Source organism: Bacillus sp. K2I17, assembly GCF_002209985.1.
In the GTDB taxonomy this organism is placed as follows: Bacteria; Bacillota; Bacilli; order Bacillales; family Bacillaceae_G; genus Bacillus_A; species Bacillus_A wiedmannii.
On the sequence record NZ_NJGF01000027.1, the window covers coordinates 1 to 18,912 of the forward strand.

General features: G+C 34.4%; 16 protein-coding genes. 12 read left to right on the top strand and 4 right to left on the bottom strand.

The window, feature by feature from the left end:
* Window positions 1-216 precede the first annotated feature (216 nt).
* Complete coding sequence (gene thrS / locus CER22_RS23290; protein ID WP_048546697.1) at window positions 217-2,136, top strand: threonine--tRNA ligase; 1,920 nt, start codon at window positions 217-219, stop codon at window positions 2,134-2,136.
* A 125-nt stretch (window positions 2,137-2,261) separates the two neighbouring features.
* Here thrS and CER22_RS23295 read toward each other — a convergent pair whose 3' ends face one another.
* Complete coding sequence (locus CER22_RS23295) at window positions 2,262-2,744, bottom strand: DUF2975 domain-containing protein (RefSeq protein WP_046959368.1); 483 nt, start codon at window positions 2,742-2,744, stop codon at window positions 2,262-2,264.
* Between the two features lie 389 nt (window positions 2,745-3,133).
* Between CER22_RS23295 and CER22_RS23300 the strand changes: the two genes are divergently transcribed.
* The 8 genes from CER22_RS23300 (at window position 3,134) to CER22_RS23335 (ending at window position 12,237) form a co-directional block, all read left to right on the top strand.
* The gene (locus CER22_RS23300) at window positions 3,134-3,901 is read left to right on the top strand and encodes an ABC transporter ATP-binding protein (protein ID WP_000106412.1); all 768 of its coding nucleotides are present in this window, start codon (window positions 3,134-3,136) and stop codon (window positions 3,899-3,901) included.
* Between the two features lie 11 nt (window positions 3,902-3,912).
* Window positions 3,913-5,796, top strand: a complete 1,884-nt coding sequence (locus CER22_RS23305; RefSeq protein WP_088063311.1) for an FtsX-like permease family protein — start codon at window positions 3,913-3,915, stop codon at window positions 5,794-5,796.
* A gap of 273 nt (window positions 5,797-6,069) precedes the next feature.
* Window positions 6,070-7,101 (top strand): alpha/beta hydrolase, encoded by a 1,032-nt coding sequence (locus tag CER22_RS23310; protein WP_088063312.1) that lies wholly within the window; start codon window positions 6,070-6,072, stop codon window positions 7,099-7,101.
* Window positions 7,102-7,315: 214 nt separating this feature from the next.
* Window positions 7,316-8,602: an MFS transporter gene (locus CER22_RS23315; protein WP_088063313.1), complete on the top strand. Its 1,287-nt coding sequence runs from the start codon at window positions 7,316-7,318 to the stop codon at window positions 8,600-8,602.
* 53 nt (window positions 8,603-8,655) lie between these two features.
* Window positions 8,656-9,522 (top strand): ABC transporter permease subunit, encoded by an 867-nt coding sequence (locus tag CER22_RS23320; protein ID WP_060488707.1) that lies wholly within the window; start codon window positions 8,656-8,658, stop codon window positions 9,520-9,522.
* A 1-nt stretch (window position 9,523) separates the two neighbouring features.
* Window positions 9,524-10,528, top strand: coding sequence for an ABC transporter permease subunit (locus CER22_RS23325; protein ID WP_088063314.1), 1,005 nt, complete (start codon window positions 9,524-9,526; stop codon window positions 10,526-10,528).
* A 108-nt stretch (window positions 10,529-10,636) separates the two neighbouring features.
* Window positions 10,637-11,395 carry an alpha/beta fold hydrolase gene (locus CER22_RS23330; protein WP_046955760.1) on the top strand — a complete coding sequence of 253 codons (759 nt, stop codon included), beginning with the start codon at window positions 10,637-10,639 and terminating at the stop codon, window positions 11,393-11,395.
* Window positions 11,392-12,237: a DUF2785 domain-containing protein gene (locus tag CER22_RS23335; RefSeq protein WP_088122076.1), complete on the top strand. Its 846-nt coding sequence runs from the start codon at window positions 11,392-11,394 to the stop codon at window positions 12,235-12,237. The genes CER22_RS23330 and CER22_RS23335 overlap by 4 nt, the downstream gene beginning before the upstream one ends.
* A gap of 442 nt (window positions 12,238-12,679) precedes the next feature.
* Here CER22_RS23335 and CER22_RS23340 read toward each other — a convergent pair whose 3' ends face one another.
* Window positions 12,680-14,380 (bottom strand): pyruvate oxidase, encoded by a 1,701-nt coding sequence (locus tag CER22_RS23340; protein WP_088609701.1) that lies wholly within the window; start codon window positions 14,378-14,380, stop codon window positions 12,680-12,682.
* An 82-nt stretch (window positions 14,381-14,462) separates the two neighbouring features.
* Entirely contained in the window at window positions 14,463-15,200 is a 738-nt protein-coding gene (locus CER22_RS23345; RefSeq protein WP_088609702.1) for a ZIP family metal transporter, read from the bottom strand.
* Between the two features lie 135 nt (window positions 15,201-15,335).
* Between CER22_RS23345 and CER22_RS23350 the strand changes: the two genes are divergently transcribed.
* From CER22_RS23350 to CER22_RS23360, 3 genes are all read left to right on the top strand, one after another.
* On the top strand, window positions 15,336-16,124 hold the full coding sequence (locus CER22_RS23350) for a class I SAM-dependent DNA methyltransferase (RefSeq protein WP_088609703.1): 789 nt from the start codon (window positions 15,336-15,338) through the stop codon (window positions 16,122-16,124).
* Window positions 16,125-16,172: 48 nt separating this feature from the next.
* A complete protein-coding gene (locus tag CER22_RS23355; RefSeq protein WP_088609704.1) occupies window positions 16,173-16,802 on the top strand; it encodes an immunity protein Imm33 domain-containing protein in 630 nt (209 codons plus the stop codon).
* Between the two features lie 112 nt (window positions 16,803-16,914).
* Window positions 16,915-17,781, top strand: a complete 867-nt coding sequence (locus CER22_RS23360) for an MBL fold metallo-hydrolase (protein WP_088609705.1) — start codon at window positions 16,915-16,917, stop codon at window positions 17,779-17,781.
* A 163-nt stretch (window positions 17,782-17,944) separates the two neighbouring features.
* Here CER22_RS23360 and CER22_RS23365 read toward each other — a convergent pair whose 3' ends face one another.
* Entirely contained in the window at window positions 17,945-18,886 is a 942-nt protein-coding gene (locus CER22_RS23365; RefSeq protein ID WP_142293542.1) for a nucleoside hydrolase, read from the bottom strand.
* Between the last annotated feature and the right edge of the window lie 26 nt (window positions 18,887-18,912).

Consider the following 18,912-nt stretch of genomic DNA (forward strand, 5'->3'; position numbering starts at 1 on the left):
GAAGGAAAGCTGAGAACTTCCTAACGCAGAAAAATAACTTACCACCTTAGAGCTGCACTGGGGAAATTAAGTATCTAGTGCCGTGTAAACGACGTTACCGTAAAAGAAGCCATTGTATATTTACAATGGGAATCTGGGTGGAACCACGGGTAAAAGCACGCTCGTCCCTATTTTAGGGATGAGTGTGCTTTTTATTATGAAATGGAGAGATGAAAAATGAAAGAACAGATGATTGAAATGAAATTTCCGGATGGAAGCGTTAAAGAATTTGTAAAAGGAATTACTTTAGAAGAAATTGCGGGATCCATTAGCAGTAGTTTAAAAAAGAAAGCAGTCGCAGGGAAAGTAAATGATCAGTTATATGATTTACGCCGAAATATTGAAGAAAATGCGGAAGTAGAAATCGTTACTATAGATTCAAATGAAGGGGTAGAAATTGCAAGACACTCTGCGGCACATATTTTAGCGCAAGCTGTAAAGAGAATGCATGGTAATGTAAACCTTGGTGTAGGACCTGTTATTGAAAATGGATTTTATTATGATATGGATCTTCCGAGTAGTGTAAACGTAGAAGATTTACCGGAAATCGAAAAAGAAATGAAAAAAATTATAAATGAAAATATAAAAATAGAGCGAGTTGAGGTTTCACGAGAAGAGGCAAAAAAACTGTTTCAAGAAATGAATGATCACCTGAAATTAGAATTGTTAGAAGCAATTCCTAGTGGGGAAAGTGTAACACTATATAAACAAGGTGAATTTGTAGACTTATGTAGAGGACCTCATTTACCGTCAACAGGCTATTTGAAAGCCTTCCAATTAACTCACGTTTCTGGTGCATATTGGCGAGGTGATAGTAACAATCAAGTGCTTCAGCGTATATATGGTGTTGCGTTCTCTTCTCAAAAAGAATTAGAAGATTATTTACATTTCGTTGAAGAAGCAGCAAAAAGAAATCATCGTAAATTAGGTAGTGAGCTGGAGTTATTTATGTTTTCTGAAGAGGCTCCGGGAATGCCATTTTATTTACCGAAAGGACAAATTATTCGTAATGAATTAGAAGCATTTTTAAGAGAAATTCAAAAAGAGTATAAGTATCAAGAAGTACGTACTCCGTTTATGATGAACCAAGAATTATGGGAGAAATCAGGACACTGGGGACATTACAAAGACAACATGTATTTCTCTGAAGTAGACAATAAAAGTTTCGCATTAAAACCAATGAACTGCCCAGGACATATGTTAATGTTCAAAAATAAATTACACTCTTATCGCGAATTGCCAATTCGTATGTGTGAGTTCGGTCAAGTACACCGACACGAATTTAGCGGGGCATTAAATGGATTATTAAGAGTACGTACTTTCTGCCAAGATGACGCTCATTTATTTGTAACTCCAGAACAAATTGAAGATGAAATTAAATCTGTAATGGCGCAAATTGATTACGTTTATAAAACTTTTGGATTCGAATATGAAGTAGAGCTTTCTACTCGTCCAGAAGATTCAATGGGTGATGATAAGTTGTGGGAGCAAGCAGAAGAGGCATTAGAAAATGTATTACATTCATTGAATTATAAATATAGACTAAATGAAGGTGACGGTGCATTTTATGGACCGAAAATCGACTTCCATATTAAAGACGCTTTAAATAGAAGTCATCAGTGCGGGACAATCCAACTAGATTTCCAAATGCCAGAGAAGTTTGATTTAAATTATATAGATGAGAAGAATGAAAAGAGAAGACCAGTTGTCATTCACAGAGCAGTTTTAGGATCTTTAGACCGTTTCTTAGCGATATTAATTGAGCACTTTGGAGGCGCGTTCCCGGCATGGGTGGCACCGGTTCAAGTGAAGGTCATTCCAGTTTCGAATGCAGTCCATGTACAATACGCAGATGAGATTGCGGATAAATTAGCACAAGCTGGCATTCGTGTTGAAAGAGATGTACGAGATGAAAAGTTAGGATATAAAATAAGAGAAGCACAAATGCAAAAAGTTCCTTATGTTCTTGTTATTGGGGATAAGGAAATGGAGAACGGATCTGTAAATGTACGTAAATACGGTGAAGACCAGTCAGAAGTTATTGAACTAAATGGGTTTGTGGAGAGTATAAAAGAGGAAATAAAAAATAAGAAATAGAGATTGATAATAAAATACACCATTAACATGTATTACTGAATTTAAACTCATTAAAGAACCCTAATAAATGATGAAGGGATAGCTTAATCGCTATCCCTTCATCATTTATTGCCATATACTTCACTTCATACCGTTAAATCATTTTCTGATTTTATATTAATGGCTTCTTGTAAGAGCTTTTGGAGAACTGCAGCAAAAACAGCAATCACGATAGAGGAGAAAATAATGATCAATCCAATTGGTATAAAACTTGGAGGATCAATTTTTTTTGCCATAAGATAGTAAAGTGGCATACCTAGTATGTATATGGTACCGATAGTGAGGGCACAGTATTTTATATTTTTTAAAGCCTTTACTGATAATACCGAGAACGCTTTGTTCTTATCAATATAACTTAAAAGTTTAAAAACTTGATACAGAGCGAAGTAAAAAGGTATCGTCGCTACGTACATATCGATTAAAACGAGAGATTTCATATAAGCAATAGCTGGATACAATTCTCCAGCGAAATTCCCGATTTTAGGAACTAAAAATATGCACAATGCAAGTACTACTATACCTATAAAAACAATAGCTAGTTTTAAAAAGAGTGTTGTAACTTGTTTCATAAAAAGCACCTCGTTTATTTAATGACAACATGATTTTATCATATAATTTATCGTTTTAAAATAAAATTATATTGTTTTTTAACTTATTATTATTGTTATTTATGTATCCTATTAATTTTGATAAAAATAAAAAACTTGCTCATTACAAATGAATCCACCTTATGAAATGGTCTGTAATATTTTTTACCTTACAAAAATGTAAGGTAAATGTAAGCGAAATCGAAGGAACGAGTTTTAGAAAAGTGAGAATATGGAATAGGAAAAAGGTTTACGTAACTCGTGTAATCCTTTCTGATTGAAAAGTTTAAAAATTATTAAGGATTTACATGAGAAAAAGATAAGAAATATGTGAGAAATTAATTTTATACAAAAGGGATGGAGTGAAAGAGATGTCAACAAATGTAGTTACTGTAGAACGTGTAGAAAAAACGTATGGGAAAAGAAATGAGAATCAGTCAAAAGCGTTAAGGGGTGTGTCATTAAGTATTAAAGAAGGGGAATTCGTCGGGATTATGGGTCCTTCTGGATCTGGAAAAACGACTTTACTTAATGTGATTAGTACATTGGATCAAGCAACGGGTGGCAGTGTGACAATAGCTGGTACAAATATTACTTCTATGAAGGGGAATGCATTATCTGATTTTCGATCTCAAAAATTAGGATTCATTTTTCAAGATTTTAACTTACTAGAAAACTTATCAATTTATGAAAATATCGCTTTACCACTTTCTCTGCAAGGCGTACCTTCAAGTGAGATTACGGGGAAGGTAAATGAGGTTGCAAAGAAATTAGGGATTACTGAAATTTTAACGAAATATCCAACTGCTGTTTCTGGTGGACAAAAGCAAAGAACGGCGGCAGCACGAGCTTTAGTACATAATCCAGCAATCGTATTAGCAGATGAACCGACAGGTGCGCTTGATAGTAAAAATGCAAAAAGCTTATTAGAAGCGATGCAAGATTTACATGAAAATCACAATGTAAGTATTTTGATGGTTACACACGATGCATTTAGCGCGAGTTATTGTGAACGTATTTTATTTATTCAAGACGGTCTTCTTTATAAAGAGTTAAAGCGTCAAGGAACGCGAGAAAATTTCTATCAAGACATTTTAGGCGTGCTCGCTCATATGGGCTCAGCTGCTGAGTCTAAGTAGGGGGCGAGACTATGTTATTCAAATTATCACGTCATAGTATGAAAAAGATGTTAAAAGATTATATGGTTTTACTTATTGGTCTCGTTATTAGTATTAGTATTTTCTACATGTTCCAAACGATGGCGATGAATAGTGAATTTACGAAGGATAATAGTCTTATTGGTAGTATTAGACTCGTATTTTGGGTAGGTGCCATACTATTATCTTTCATTACTGTATTTTATATTATATATGCCAATTCTTTCTTACTCACATTAAGAAGAAAAGAACTCGGTATGTACATGATGCTCGGTGCGAAAAAGAAAAAAGTAGCACAGTTATTATTTATTGAAACATTCGGTATGGGTATTGTCAGTATTATTATCGGGATCTTAGTAGGGATGTTACTTGCAAGTGTAGCAGGAAACTTTTTAATGAATGGTATGGAAATTTCAACAAAAGGTAGTTATTCATCTGTATATACACCAGCAATCTTAGTTACAGCTATTTTCTTCTTAATACTATTTTTTATTACTGGTTTAATGAATAGCATCCGTTTATTACGTAAAACAGAATTAGAATTAATACGTGAAGATGAAACACTAGATGAAGTGAAGAAAAGTAAAACTCGCATTATTATAATGACTGTACTTGGTGTATTACTAGTAAGTACAGGATATTATTTTATGGTAAATATAAAAATGTTTGCTGAACTTGGTTTTATAATAGCGACAATCGTTACAACACTCGGAACATATTTTATCTTTAGTTCATTGCTTCCATTTTTTGTGATGAAAATTAAAGGGAATAAAAAACGAAATGAAACGGGCTTAAATAGTTTTACATATGCACAGCTACGCTTTCGAGTAAATAGTTTATCGAGAGTATTAGGTACCGTAGCGATGTTAATTGCATTAGGTGCAGGTGCGATGACGGCAGGGATGGCGTTCCAAAAAAATGTAGGTATTATGACAGACTTCTCTCGTGTATATGATGTCGTAATTCATGATCCAAATAATCAAGATAAAGCAGCCTTAAAAGAAATGGAAATTGTGGAAGAAAGCAAGTATAAGTATAAAGTAGATGGAGAAGCGGTTTATTATTTACGTAACGACTTAACTGAGAAACCACCACTTGTTTCAGACCACTTTGATACAAAAACTTTAAAAGAACCTGCTCGTAAACGTGTGGCTGAACCTTTAACTGAACCTGTTTATTCTGCTTTGGAAGCTCCTGAAGCAGCCAATAAACTTCCTCGTATGCCAAGGGATTGGGAAGATGCGGTTGTAAGAGAAATACAAATTACACATAATCAATTTAACGGAAAACCTGTAAGGATTGCAGATGAAGAACACTACAAAGCAGTTCAAGGAACGGAACATAGTGTAACATTAGCAAAAGTAGATGATATGAAAAAATATAAACCGTTGTTAATTGAAATAGACAAGAGACAAAAAGAACAAATTGAAAAAACAACAGGTGCAAAAGTAGACTTATTTACGAAAATGACAATTTATCAGTTTATGAACAGTTTCATGAGTGGAACAATGTTTATGGGATTTTTCCTCGGAATTGCCTTTTTAGCAATGATGGCAAGTTCTCTTATGTTCAAAATATTAACAGGTGCTTCTCGTGACGTACGACGTTATGAAATGTTACGAAAAATTGGTGTGAGACGTAGTATGTTAACGAAAAGTATATATAAAGAAATTTCATATTTATTTATCTTCCCGGCAATCATTGGGATTTCCCACGTGTTAGTAGGGCTAAACTTATTTAGCTTCATATTAGTTGACCCGTTTGTAAAAGTGTGGGTGCCGATAGGGATTTTCTTAGTCATTTATTTCATCTATTACTGGATAACTGTTCAACTTTACAAAGGTATGGTAATGCCGAAAGAAGAGGTAGCGAAATAGTTAAAGGAAAAAAGTCTTTGTTTTGAAAACAAGGGCTTTTTTCTTTATTTTTAATACATTGTGACCGAGTCTTTCTATAAAATTTATATTGAAAATTAAGAAAATATTAAGAGTTTATATAGGGGAAAGTTAAGAAGTGTATGGGATATTAAAAATGTGCAAACGAGCAAGATGAAATTAGAGAGAGAAATTGTTATATATTCATATTATTTTGAGGGAGTTTTACAGAATTAAATTGATGTTTTTATAAATTTAAAAGAAAGGAGACTACTTATGAAGAAGATAAAAAAATTAATAAAACTTATTGGTGCCATCACTACACTATTATTAATCGTAGCACTAATATTTCCTACATGGACTTCGCAAATAAAGGGGAAGAACAGTATAAACATATTAGAGCAAGTAGAGATAAATGGCAGTGGTCATGAAATTATGATACGCGGCAAAGATAGGAACAATCCAGTTATTATTTTTGTACATGGTGGACCAGGAACTTCAGAAATACCATATGCTCAAAAATACCAAAACTTATTGGAAGAGAAATTCACAGTTGTTAATTACGATCAAAGAGCGAGCGGGAAGTCGTATCATTTCTTTGAAGACTATTCGAACCTTATATCAGATCTTCTTGTAGAAGACTTATTAGCTATGACAGATTATATTTCAAACCGTCTTGGTCGAGAAAAAATAATATTGGTTGGTCATTCTTACGGTACATATATCGGAATGCAAGCTGCCAATAAAGCCCCGGAAAAATTTGAAGCATATGTTGGCATCGGGCAAATGAGTGATACAGTAGAAAGTGAAATCGATAGTTTAAAATATGTGGTTGAACAGGCACAAAAAGCTGGGAATACAGATGAGGTGTCCTATTTAAATGGGTTGACTGAAAAAATTAAAAATGGCGATACATACACTCCGAGAAATTATGTTGCGAAATATGGTGGAACATCAAGACTCATTGAAAATCCAGATGGTGATAACATCGGAATGTTACTCAGTAATGAATATAACTTGTTAGACGTAATTCGTTATAACGTTGGATTATCACATTCTCAAACTGTCTTATTAGAAAAGGATTTAAAGAATCCATTGCCTACTAAGGTGACTAAAATGAAGCTACCGCTTTATTTCCTTATGGGGAAATATGACTATAACACTTCATATCATGCAGCAAAAACATATTTTGATACGATTGAAGCAGGTCAAAAAGAATTTATTACTTTTGAGAAGTCAGCTCATTATCCACAATTTGAGGAGGAAGAAAAATTTTATAATTGGATGTGCGATACATTCGTAAAATAAATAAAGTGTATCCGAACTTTAGAAAATTATAATAGTTAGCGAGACGTATAAAGATATTTAGATGCATAGTATTAACTGAAGCGAAGTTAAATAAAAAGACTCTTGATAAAAAACAAGAGTCTTTTTTATATTGTTCTCTATACAGAAGGAAAAGATTGGATAATGGTCGAAAAATATAATATAACTTCCAAGAAATGACTGAAAAAATAAAATTTTGTCGAGAGAAAGGGTTAGAAGTATGAAAGAAATGCTACAGTTATTTCGCAACAAAGTGTATGCCCGTTTTTTTCTAGCAAATATTTTAGAGCGACTCGGTTCTATGATTGCTGGAATTTCTTTAATGTTTTATTTGTTAGACCAGTACGGAAAACAACCAGTTTACGCAACGATGACACAAATTATGATGGCATTACCCGCATTAATCTTTTTTCTATTAGTAGGGACAGTAGTGGATCGTTTTGATAGACAACGTATTTGTACGGTAAGCAACATATGTTGTTCGCTCTGTAATATCGGAATTCTAATTTCGCTTTATTACGGAATGATTATACTCGTCTTTATATTTTTATTTTTGGAAAATGCATGTATACAATTTTTCTCTCCATCAGAACAGTCGATGATACAAGGAGTAGTTGAATCAGACCAATACGGTGCAGCAGCAGGTATGAATCAAATGGTAAATAGTTTGTATGCTTTGTTTGGGGTAGGAATTGCAACGATGGTGTACTGGACTTTTGGAATTTACGGGAGCATTTTAGTAAATACGCTCACATTTATTATGAGTGGTATTTTGATTCAAACGATCTCCATTCCAGAAAAAGTTCGTTTGCCAAATGGTAGAACAAAGTGGAAAGAAGTTAATTTGAAGATGTTAATAACAGAGTTTCAAGAAGGGATCAAGTATATATATCAAAATGACACTTTAAAAAAATTACTTTTAGGATTTATCGTATTTGGACTATTAAATGGTATTTTAAGCGTATCCACTACTTACATATTAAAATATAAATTAGCACCAGCAACGTATGAAAGTTTAGCGATGGTGGGCGGTGTAGTTGGAGGGATTTCATTATTAATTGGAAGTATAGTAGCAACAAGTATAGGTAAGAAATATGCACCTAAGCCTATTATTGTATTTGGTATGGCGGGCTCAGGAGTCTTTTTCGGTATGTGTTACTTTGTAAATCACGTATGGTCTTTTTATGTATGTATCGCTTTTGCGACTTTCTTTTTACCATTTATTAATGTTGCAATAATGGGCTGGATGTATGAAATTGTAGAAGAGTCATTCATGGGACGCGTTCAAAGTTTACTTAGTCCATTAACGACAGGATTCCAGCTGTTATCTCTCGGTGCGATAGCGATGTTGTTCCCGAAATGGATTCGTGCAGATACGTTGTTTATTATTTTATTTGGTTTATTATTTTTTGTTACGTGTTTATATCGAGCCATTTTACCTAGTGGAAAGAAACGAGTGCAAGGTATAGCTGAAGAGATGTAATATATCTGGTTTTGATTTCTGAATATTCTATCGGATAGTAAGGAGAAATCGTTATGTTGATGCGAATTGTTAAATGGTGTGGGATTACTTGTTTACAACTAGTAGCTGCTATTTTATGTATAATCTGCTTAGGTGCGCTGCCACGTTTATTTAAGGGATTGCAAATGGATTTAATCGGTTTTTGGAACACGATTGTATTTCTTGGAGGAAAGTTACTTCAACCAGGTGAAATTACATATGGATTTCGGGACTCAAGAAAATTATTTCCACAAATATGGATTCATTATATTGAAACGATGATTGTATTTCTATCAGCGTTTTTACTATCTTTGCTTATAGCGTATGTACTTGTCGTTTGGGTATTGCAACGTTCTCATATGAAACAGAAAATGTGGAACGGGATTTTTCTTACGCTTGAGAGTATACCAGATATATTACTTATTTTATTATCACAACTTCTTGTCGTAATTCTTTTTCAAAAAACAGGATTTATGCCGGTCAAACTAGCTGGATTAGGGGAAGAAAGGATACGTTTGTTACCGATTATATGTCTTACAATACCAACAACATTATTATTTATTAAACTGTTGTTATTACGATTTAAAGAAGAGTTAGAGAAAGATTATAGTTTGTTTGCCAAGAGTAAAGGATTAAGCTTACAGCATATTTTGACACATCATATTTCAAGAAATGTTTTATTGACGACAATTTATTATGCGAAAACAAATATATTATTTATGCTTTCCAATTTATATATTATTGAATGGATATTTAATACATATGGTATGTTTGTTTTTGTAAAAGAAAATTCTAAATTAGAAATATTTACAGTGAGTCTAGTAATATTATACGTACCGCTTTTTATACTATTTCGTATATTACATACACTCTTGCAAAATGTGATAAAGGAGCGTGTGTAATATGTGGCAAGTTGTAAAAAGAGATGTGAGATTTTGGATAGGTATTACTTTTTTAAGTGTACTAATGATTGTTAGTATTGGATATACGGTGTTTTTTGATGGGAATATTCGCGAACTTACGATGATGTATAACGAAAAAGGAGAACTAGAGGCAGCTCCATTTTCGCCATCAAGTAAATTTTGGTTTGGAAGTGATGTGAAAGGCCGCGACATTGTTCAATTAATAATAGAAGGCGCGAAATGGACAGTTGGAGCGAGTATAATTATAGCGATTTTACGAGTTATAGTTGGAGGGGGAGTTGGTTTACTTCTTGGTATGTATGGTAAACGTTCTTTTCCAGTTATTTCATCATTTTTTGATCCTTTTAGTATTGTACCAATGGTCATGATTTCTTATTTTATGTTAAATGAAGTTTTAACGTTTGACAGTGGAGCGGAAGTTGTGCCGTTGTATTTGCGGGTGGCATTTCAAATTATAGTGCTTGTATTTCTTGCTGTACCAACAGTTATGCTATATGTAGCGCAAGAAGTAAAACGTATTAAGAAAGAGGAATTTATGTTGGCAGCTACTGTTCTCGGCGGGAGTAAATGGCAGAGGTTGAAGCGCCATATATGGCCGCATATGTTACCACCATTTCTTTTATTAGTAGCCCAACAATTTGTGAGTACTTTATTGCTTCTTTTACACCTTGGTTTGTTGCAATTATTTTTTGGTGGAACAATAACCTTCAGTGGAATGGATCCAGATAGTGTAACAAAAGAATGGACTGGCCTAATTGGTCAAAACTTCCGCCATTTAACTACACATACATGGATTGTACTTATACCAATTGCTTTTTATAGTATGACGATTTTAGCGGGAAATCTAGTTAGTAATAGTATGCAAGATGCGATTAAACTAGGAAATATAAAAATACTTAAGAGCAAGGATAAAGAAGTAAAGGAAGAGAAACGAATACAAACTAATGTGAATGATTTTTCTTTCTATAGAGAGGTACAAAAATAAAAAAGATAGCTGAAGTTAAAAAACAGTAAAGTTTTAAAAGAAATAATAATCGAATTATTATGGAAATATCGATAGTGTAAATCCTATAATTGAACTGGGTGATTAAAAGTGACTATACAAAATAAAAAGATAATTGATATATGTGATAACCACAGACTATTAAATAAATATTCACGTAACAGTATTCCAAGCGTAATCTTCATAGCAGGGTTAGGCGATAGTTATGAGACATGGAAAAAAGTCCAAGACCGAATATCGCAAGAAACATCAACCTTTTCCTATAACAGGTCGGGTATTGGCAGGAGTCAAGTCGCATCCGTCCCGACGACTTGCTATAATCTAGTCGAGGAGCTAAACGAATTGTTGCTAGCGCTTGAAGTGGAGAAGCCCTATATATTGGTAGGACATTCTTTTGGTGGTTTGGTCGCTAGATTATATGCCAGCCTTTATCCACTGAACATCTGCGGTATGATTTTGGTTGACGCTGCACCGGAATATAAAGAACTTGCCTATGAAAAGGTTCTACCCGAAAATCTGCTTGCAAGAAATAGGGAATATTACGAGAATCCTATGTTGAATAGTGAGAAGATTGATAAAATACAAAGTTATAAGCAAATCGTTGATCATTCAAAGCAAAGTAACCTCCCTCTTGTAATTATTACAAGAGGTTTACCTGACAATGTTGAAGAGGGATGGCCATCTCAAGAAATATTGGAAATTGAGCAAAGACTCCAAGCAGAATTCCAATGGCTATCAACGTCAAGCAAGTACCGGATTGCTAGTCGAAGTGGACATTATATTCATCATGATGAGCCAGAAGTTGTTATAGAGGAGATTATGTTAATGTTGAAGGAGATGGGGAAATGAGCGATACAAGGACTAAATTGATGCTGGATTTGCAAAGAATTGAGAAGGATGAGTATCAGTTACGCGAAGGTGAGCAGCATCAAGATTTCTTACCTTTGTTACTTCAATATATTGGCGATCCTCAGCCAGAATTACGGGATAACCTGATTTATTCGATGTTTTATATGTGGATTAGAGAAGAGAATAGATTCAGTGAAGAGGAGTTACGAAGCCTCTTAACTGTTCTGACTGATGAGAACCATTTGTTCTATAGTATTGGTAGCGAGGATGATCAGTCAGTTTTTACAAGGACGTTCTCTGCTTTACCTATCGCTTTGATTGTGCAACGTCACAGACAGAATCCATTTTTTAATCAAGCGGAAATTGAGCAATTAATACATGCGATGCTCCGTTATTATAAAGAGGAGAAGGATCTGCGAGGTTACATTTCAGTAGGAGGCTGGGCTCACAGCGCGTCTCATGGTGCGGATGTTTTTGTCGAGCTGGTGCAGTGCGAGGAGAGCAGCGTCGCACTGCTGCGTGAGGTTCTTGTCGCTATTTCTGGCATGCTTCATAATGGTAGACACATTTTTAGCGATGAGGATGATGAGCGGTTGGTAAACATCGTGGATACGATGATTGACAAAGAGTTACTTCCACATCAAGAAATCGCTGATTGGATTAGCGGCTTAGCGCAATGCTGCAATTTGCCGAGAAGTCGCAGTCAGGTGATTGCTCGCGTGAACAGCAAAAATTTTTTACGCAGTCTCTATTTCAGAAGGGGAAAAGATAGCCGAGGGAATGAGCTTAACACTGTCATACTTAGTACTGAGGCAATTTTGAACAGGTTTTCTTTCAGTTAAAGGGTTAGAGGAGCCGTCCCAAAAGCCATCGGAAATTGGCTTTTGGGACGGCCCCTTTTTATGTCAAGAAAAACAAGAAGAAACCATCCATTGGTAAAATGGAAGTACCACCCACCACGCACAAAAGGAGAGGCAAGGGCTGCAATTAAGGCAGTTTTTCCTCATTGAACTAAAGGGTAGCATTTCTGTAAAGATTGTGAAAAAATGCTTATTGAACTAACGCATGCGTTAGTTCAATAAGGTCTAAAAATGTTGTTTTAGTAAATGAGGTCATATGTAGTACAAAAAGGATAGATAATGCATATACTTTCTGCTTTATCTATCCTCTTCTTTTTCGTCTATACAATGTGCAACATTATATAACTATTATTGATATACATATGCTAAATACCTATTTCTTGGTTCTAAATAAAACAAATCGTTTTCAGCTATCTTTTTTTGTTTAAAGTGGTGGTAAATCAATCTTACCTTCTTCAAATAATTCTTTTATCATATGCTTCGTATAACCAGCGGCTTGACCAAAGGTGATTTTTGCTGGCATTGGTGCTTCATTTACATCTACAACTACATCAATAATACACGGACTATTTTGTTTTACCGCACTTTCGAAAGCAGGAAGTAGTTCATCTAAATTCTCAACACGGTATCCAATACCTCCGCACGCCTCTGCGTATTTTGCAAAATCAGGGTTTGTTAAGTCTGTACCAAATTCGATATTCCCCATAACTTCTTGTTCGAATTTAATCATGGCGATTTTATTATTGTTTAAAACGACGACAACGATTGGTAGTTTATATTTAACAGCTGTTACGAAATCGTTCATTGTCATTCCAAAACCACCGTCACCACAAACCGCAAATACTTGTTTATCCGGGAAAGCAATTTTTCCAGCAAGTGCACCAGGTAAACCGCAGCCAAGTGTTGCGAGCCAGCTAGAAATAATAAATTGCTGATTTGTCATACGAAAGTGCCTTGCTGTCCATACTGTTACATTTCCGACATCGACTGATAATATTGCATCATCATGAGCTACTTGTTGCAGTGCATGCATAACGCGTTGTGGTTTAATTGGAGTAGAAGAATCTTCTTCTTGATTGTGTAATTTTTCTTCCCACTTTTTCATCATGTCTTGGTGATTCTCTAAGAAGGAATGGTCCTCGTGTTTTTCTACATTTTCAATTAACCATTTTAATGTTTTATCAGCATCACCAGCTAAGCCAATATCTGTTACGTAACGTTTTCCGATTTGGGCAGGATCAGTATCGATATGAATTGTTTTTGCTTTTTCGGGCAAGAAACCTGTGAACGGATAGGATGTACCAATCATAATTAAAGTATCCGCATGTTTCATTGCTTCATAAGAAGGTTTCGTTCCAATTAATCCTAATCCACCGATACAAAGTGGATGTTCATCAGGAATAATTCCTTTAGCTGGCAATGTAAGTACGATTGGAGCACCAATATGTTCTGCGAAAGTAAGTAAAGATTCTCTCGCGTGTTTCGCACCTTTTCCCGCTAGAATAACAGGCTTTTTCGCTTCATTTATTGCGAGTTTGGCAGCATGTAAATCTTTTTCTTGCGGAAATAATTCAGGTAATGTAAAAGAAGTATTTGTAACACGAGCACCACTTTTCACTTCGAATTTCGGAACATCATCTGGAATCGTAAGAACAGATACACCTTTTTTCGTATAAGCCATTCGAATCGCTTGATTCACGACAGCAGGCAACTGTTCTGCTGACATAATGCGCTGGTTATATACCGCAACATCATCGAATAATCTTTCTAAGTTTATTTCTTGGAAAAAATCCGTCCCGAGTAAATCTGTTTCTACTTGACCTGAAATTGCTAGAACAGGGGCTTTATCGAGTTTAGCATCATATAAACCATTTAATAAATGAATAGCACCGGGCCCTGCGATTGCCATACAAACGCCGAGTTTCCCTGTTAATTTCGCATAGGCAGCTGCTGCAAGTGCACCAGCTTCTTCATGGCGCACTTGAATAAATTTGATTTTATCTTGTTTTTTTCGTAAAGCTTCAATTATAGAATTGATGGAATCTCCAGGCATTCCGTATATATGTTCTACTCCCCAGTCAATTAAAAGGTCAACTAGAGCTTCACCCGCTGTTTTCCCAAACATAATTTTTCCTCCTTATAATTAGGTAGATACTATTATGTTTTGGAGAAAAAGGAAAAATATACAAATGATTATATTATTATCTTTAATGATGACCAGCGAATAGTGTAAATACTGTTATTAGTAAAAATCCACTAGTTGCCCATGTTAAAAATGTCAGGAAAGAGAGCTGTCTCTTTGCTTTCCAAAGCATTTCATGAATTGTAACATAGCCAAGGGAACCGATAGCACTTCCCATAATGAGCCCTTGTAGATGAAGAGCTTTTCCTTCCATCAAAATACCAAAAACAGTACCGGTACCGAGAATAAGTGAAAGTAATAAAGTTGTTAGTAAAAATGAAATATATTTATGCTTTGTAAAGAGAAAGGGGATAATTAAAGCTAATCCTTCAGGAATATGGTGAACAACGATTGCTATTAAAAAAGGAACTGCAGATTCAGCATGATTAATAAAAGCTGTACCTAAAGCAAATCCACTTGGCAAATTATGAATAAATATAGCAAAAGAAAGAAAAAGGAAAGTTTGCCACGCTTGTTGATCTTTTTTATGTATCATTGGATGGTGACAATATTTATCTAATAAGCTCATAACTAAAATACCGATAGCTATACCAAGTATAGGCCCAATTATTTCATAGCTTGCAAATGTTTCAGGAATAATTTCAAGGGATAAAAGGCCAAGCAAAATTCCGCCACATAATGCATATAAACGATGCATTTTTTCTTCAATTAGTTGGCGCGTAGCAATGCCGACAGCACCGCCTAATAGTAATCCACCAAATGAAAAAAACGTAACAATCATTGGAATCCATAATCGTCCCATCGTATCACACTCCGATTCTTCCACTTATTTTTAGCTTACGAAAAGGAAAGTTAGATTAGTCCAAGTAATTATGTTTGATTATAGAGAAAAAACTAATAATTCGTTATAATTTATATATTAAACTTAAGTGGAAATATGAAATGGGGAATACGTTTGCAAACAAAATGGAGTCTATCTGAATACGAAAATCCAAAACGATATGATATAGAAAATAAAAGTCTGTCAGATTTTCCGTTCTTACTATCATGGGCACAAAAACTAAATATACAAAATGAATGGATTCTAGATATTGCCTGCGGAACAGGAAGGGTTACAATTCCATTTATAGAAAACGGATATCAAATGATTGGTGTAGATATACATGAAGGTATGCTTGCTGAAGCAAAGAGAAAATCTATGGATTGTAAAAAAGTAAAATGGTTACAACAAGACTGTTTACAATTAAAGATTGAAGAAACAATTCTGTTAGCATTTATGGTTGGTCATGGATTTCAACACTTTCTTACGAATACAGATCAAAATAAGTTATTAACATCTATTCATCATGTGTTAGCTGATAATGGTATATTTATATTCGATACACGTTTTCCTTCAAAAGAAGAATTAATACAACCATCTACAGAAGAATATTGGACAACTATTAGTGATGAAAAGGAAAGAAAATGCGATCTATATACTGAAATGACATACGATTCAATTCAGCAAATACAGCATTACATAACAACAAGAAGATTTTATGAGGGTGATATGCAAGTAGAAGAACTGAAAACAACGATTGATCTTCGCTATACGTATCCACAGGAGTTAGAAAGATTATTAGTAGTGAATGGTTTTGAATTATTACATATATATAATGATTGGGAAGGAAATGAGTTAGGGGAAGACTGCTATTCTATGGTAGTAGTTTGTCGGAAGAAAAAATAGTGTTATTTTTAAAATATGAGTGTGAAAAGCTTTTAAGGAGAGAAAAAGATGACTTGGTACTTAGATAATGTTTATGAAATAAATAAAGAAGCGCCCTATACATTCTATCTTCCTAGCTCAGAAGTTTTGGAGAAATTAAAGGTTGGAGATTTGGTAAAGTTAATTTTTGTAACTAAAATCGAAGACGAAGATGGGTTTCATGGTGAACGAATGTGGGTGGAAATCACTGAAAGGAATGAGAAAAAGTTTGTAGGGGAACTGATCAATGAGCCATATCGTTTAGATTTAAAAATAGGTGATAAAATTTCATTTGGAATTGAAAATATATGTGATACGGAATATAATGATCCAGCTTCAAAAGATTGGGATTTTTATTTTGATACGAAGGTAATTGTTAGTGATGATGTACTTGAAAAAAGAGAATTTAACTTTATGCTTAAAGAGGGTTCAAGAGAAGAAGGTGACTCTGGTTGGTCAATATTAAGTGGCTATGAAAGTGATGACTATGTCAATAATCCTAAAAACTTTCAAATTATTTCAATTGGAGTCATTTTGAATATAGATGATTCTATTTTAAACTTTCTTGAGGAACCACCTTTATGTGCATATGAAAGAAATGATGAAGGTAGATTCTATAAGATTGAAGACTATGATTGGGATGCTTATTTAAATGGATAGATGAAGTTACTATGTTCTAAAGAAAGCGATATATATTATTTCATACTATGTGCTGGATGAAGGTTTTACAGATAATAATTGAAGAGAATAGTAGTAAATGGAGGAACTAATTATGCAGCAAATAAAAAAAATAGGAAACTCATTTTGGTATATGACACCTGTTTCTGAAACAGATAGACCTATATTAGGAATGGTCGTTGGACAAGAAAAAACTTTAATGATTGATGCAGGAAATTCAGAAGAACATGCACAATTATTTTTAGAAATGCTAAAAGAACAGAATGTATCAAGTCCTGATTTCGTAGCATTAACTCATTGGCACTGGGATCATATTTTTGGGTTGCCTGTACTACAAGATGCATTAACTATTGCGCATGCAGAAACGAAGAAAGAAATGCAGCCACTAGTATCTTATGAATGGACAGATGAAGCGTTGGACGCACGCGTAAAAGATGGGACTGAAATTGCATTTTGTGCAGATTGCATTAAAAAAGAGTTTGAAGAAAAAGCGAGAAATATTAAAATTATTCCTCCGACCTTAACGTTCCAGGATCAAATTGAATTAGACCTTGGTGAAGTGACATGCGTGTTAAAACATGTCGGCGGAGATCATGCACATGATTCAGTTGTTATTTACGTGAAAGAAGAAAAGATTTTATTTTTAGGAGACTGTATATATGCAGATATCTTCTCTTCAAAGTGGAACTATTCGATGAAACGAACGTTTAAATTAATAGAAGAGTTGGAGTCATTTGATGCTGAAACTTATATTCTTTCTCATGGGACAGCTATAAGTCAGGATGAGTTTTTACAAGAAATGCATTTGTTAAAAACAGTAGGAACTTATACAGAAATTCATAAAGGCGATGAAGAAAACATAAAGACAGCGTATAAACGAGACGTAAATAGAGAATTAAATGAAGATGAATTAGAAACAATTACGTTTTTTGTAAATGGTTATGAAATGAATAATCAGTAAGACACTACACTAATCAAATATAATTAAACTGCATAAAAAGAGTATTGAAAGTTAATTCAATACTCTTTTCAATAGTTAAATATGTAGTTTCAAACAAATTCTAAATATGGGGTTTATCGTCTAAAATAATGCCATTCTATTTATTTTTCATATAGATAGTGGTTCAAGTGGAAGCTTTCTTCGCTAATTCAGTTATATAGTTAAAAAATCCATTGTGGTTTACATCATATACTACATTTACAGGTCGTCCGTCAACAGTTTCCACTGTACGCCCCTGGCTAGGTCCATATGTATGAATAATACTATTAATTGTTTGTAATTTTGCAAGGTCAGATTTCCCGATAAAGGCAGCAGTCAATACATCCCACAAATAGTAAGTAGAGTTAGTTGAGAAATGAACGAGGGGAGGAACCATTGCATAGCATTGACCAAGAAAATCAACACCAATATATTTACGCTCTTTTGCCCAACTTTCACGTATGTCTATAGTTAATGGAACTTGGTTTGTACTTTCTAGCGTTACTAAGTCGATTTTAATTTTTGATTCCCACACACGAGCTACTGCTTCAGGATCCCAAAACGAATTCCACTCAGCCGTTCCATCATGTTCTGGTTCATGTACATTGCCGGCAGTACGAAATGTTCCTCCCATCCAAACAAGGCGCTCAATTTTCCCCTCGATTACAGGTGCTTCATATAGTGCACGCGCTAAATCGGTAAGAGGCCCTGTAAATAATAAAGTTGTTTTCTCTTCAGTTTGTAGTAGGGTTTCAATTAAATGATGATGTGCAGGTTTTTCTGCTACGGGTGTTACAACTTTTCCAGACTCATTTAAAATGGGTAAAGCATCTACATAAAATGCATGCATCCGCCACTCTTTTGGAAATGGATTTTTTGCACGGGAATTTGATGCGGCTACTTCAATATTTCCTTTGCCGAAGCGATCAATAATTTTGCGACTTGCAGACATTGCTGGTTCTAAATAGCAATCTGCAGGGATAACTGAAACACCTGTAAGTTTGACATTATCCATCTGGAGTAATAAAAATAATGAAATTAAATCATCTACACCACCATCATGATTGAAGTACACTTTTTTCATCATTATAATCTCCATCCTATATGATTTAG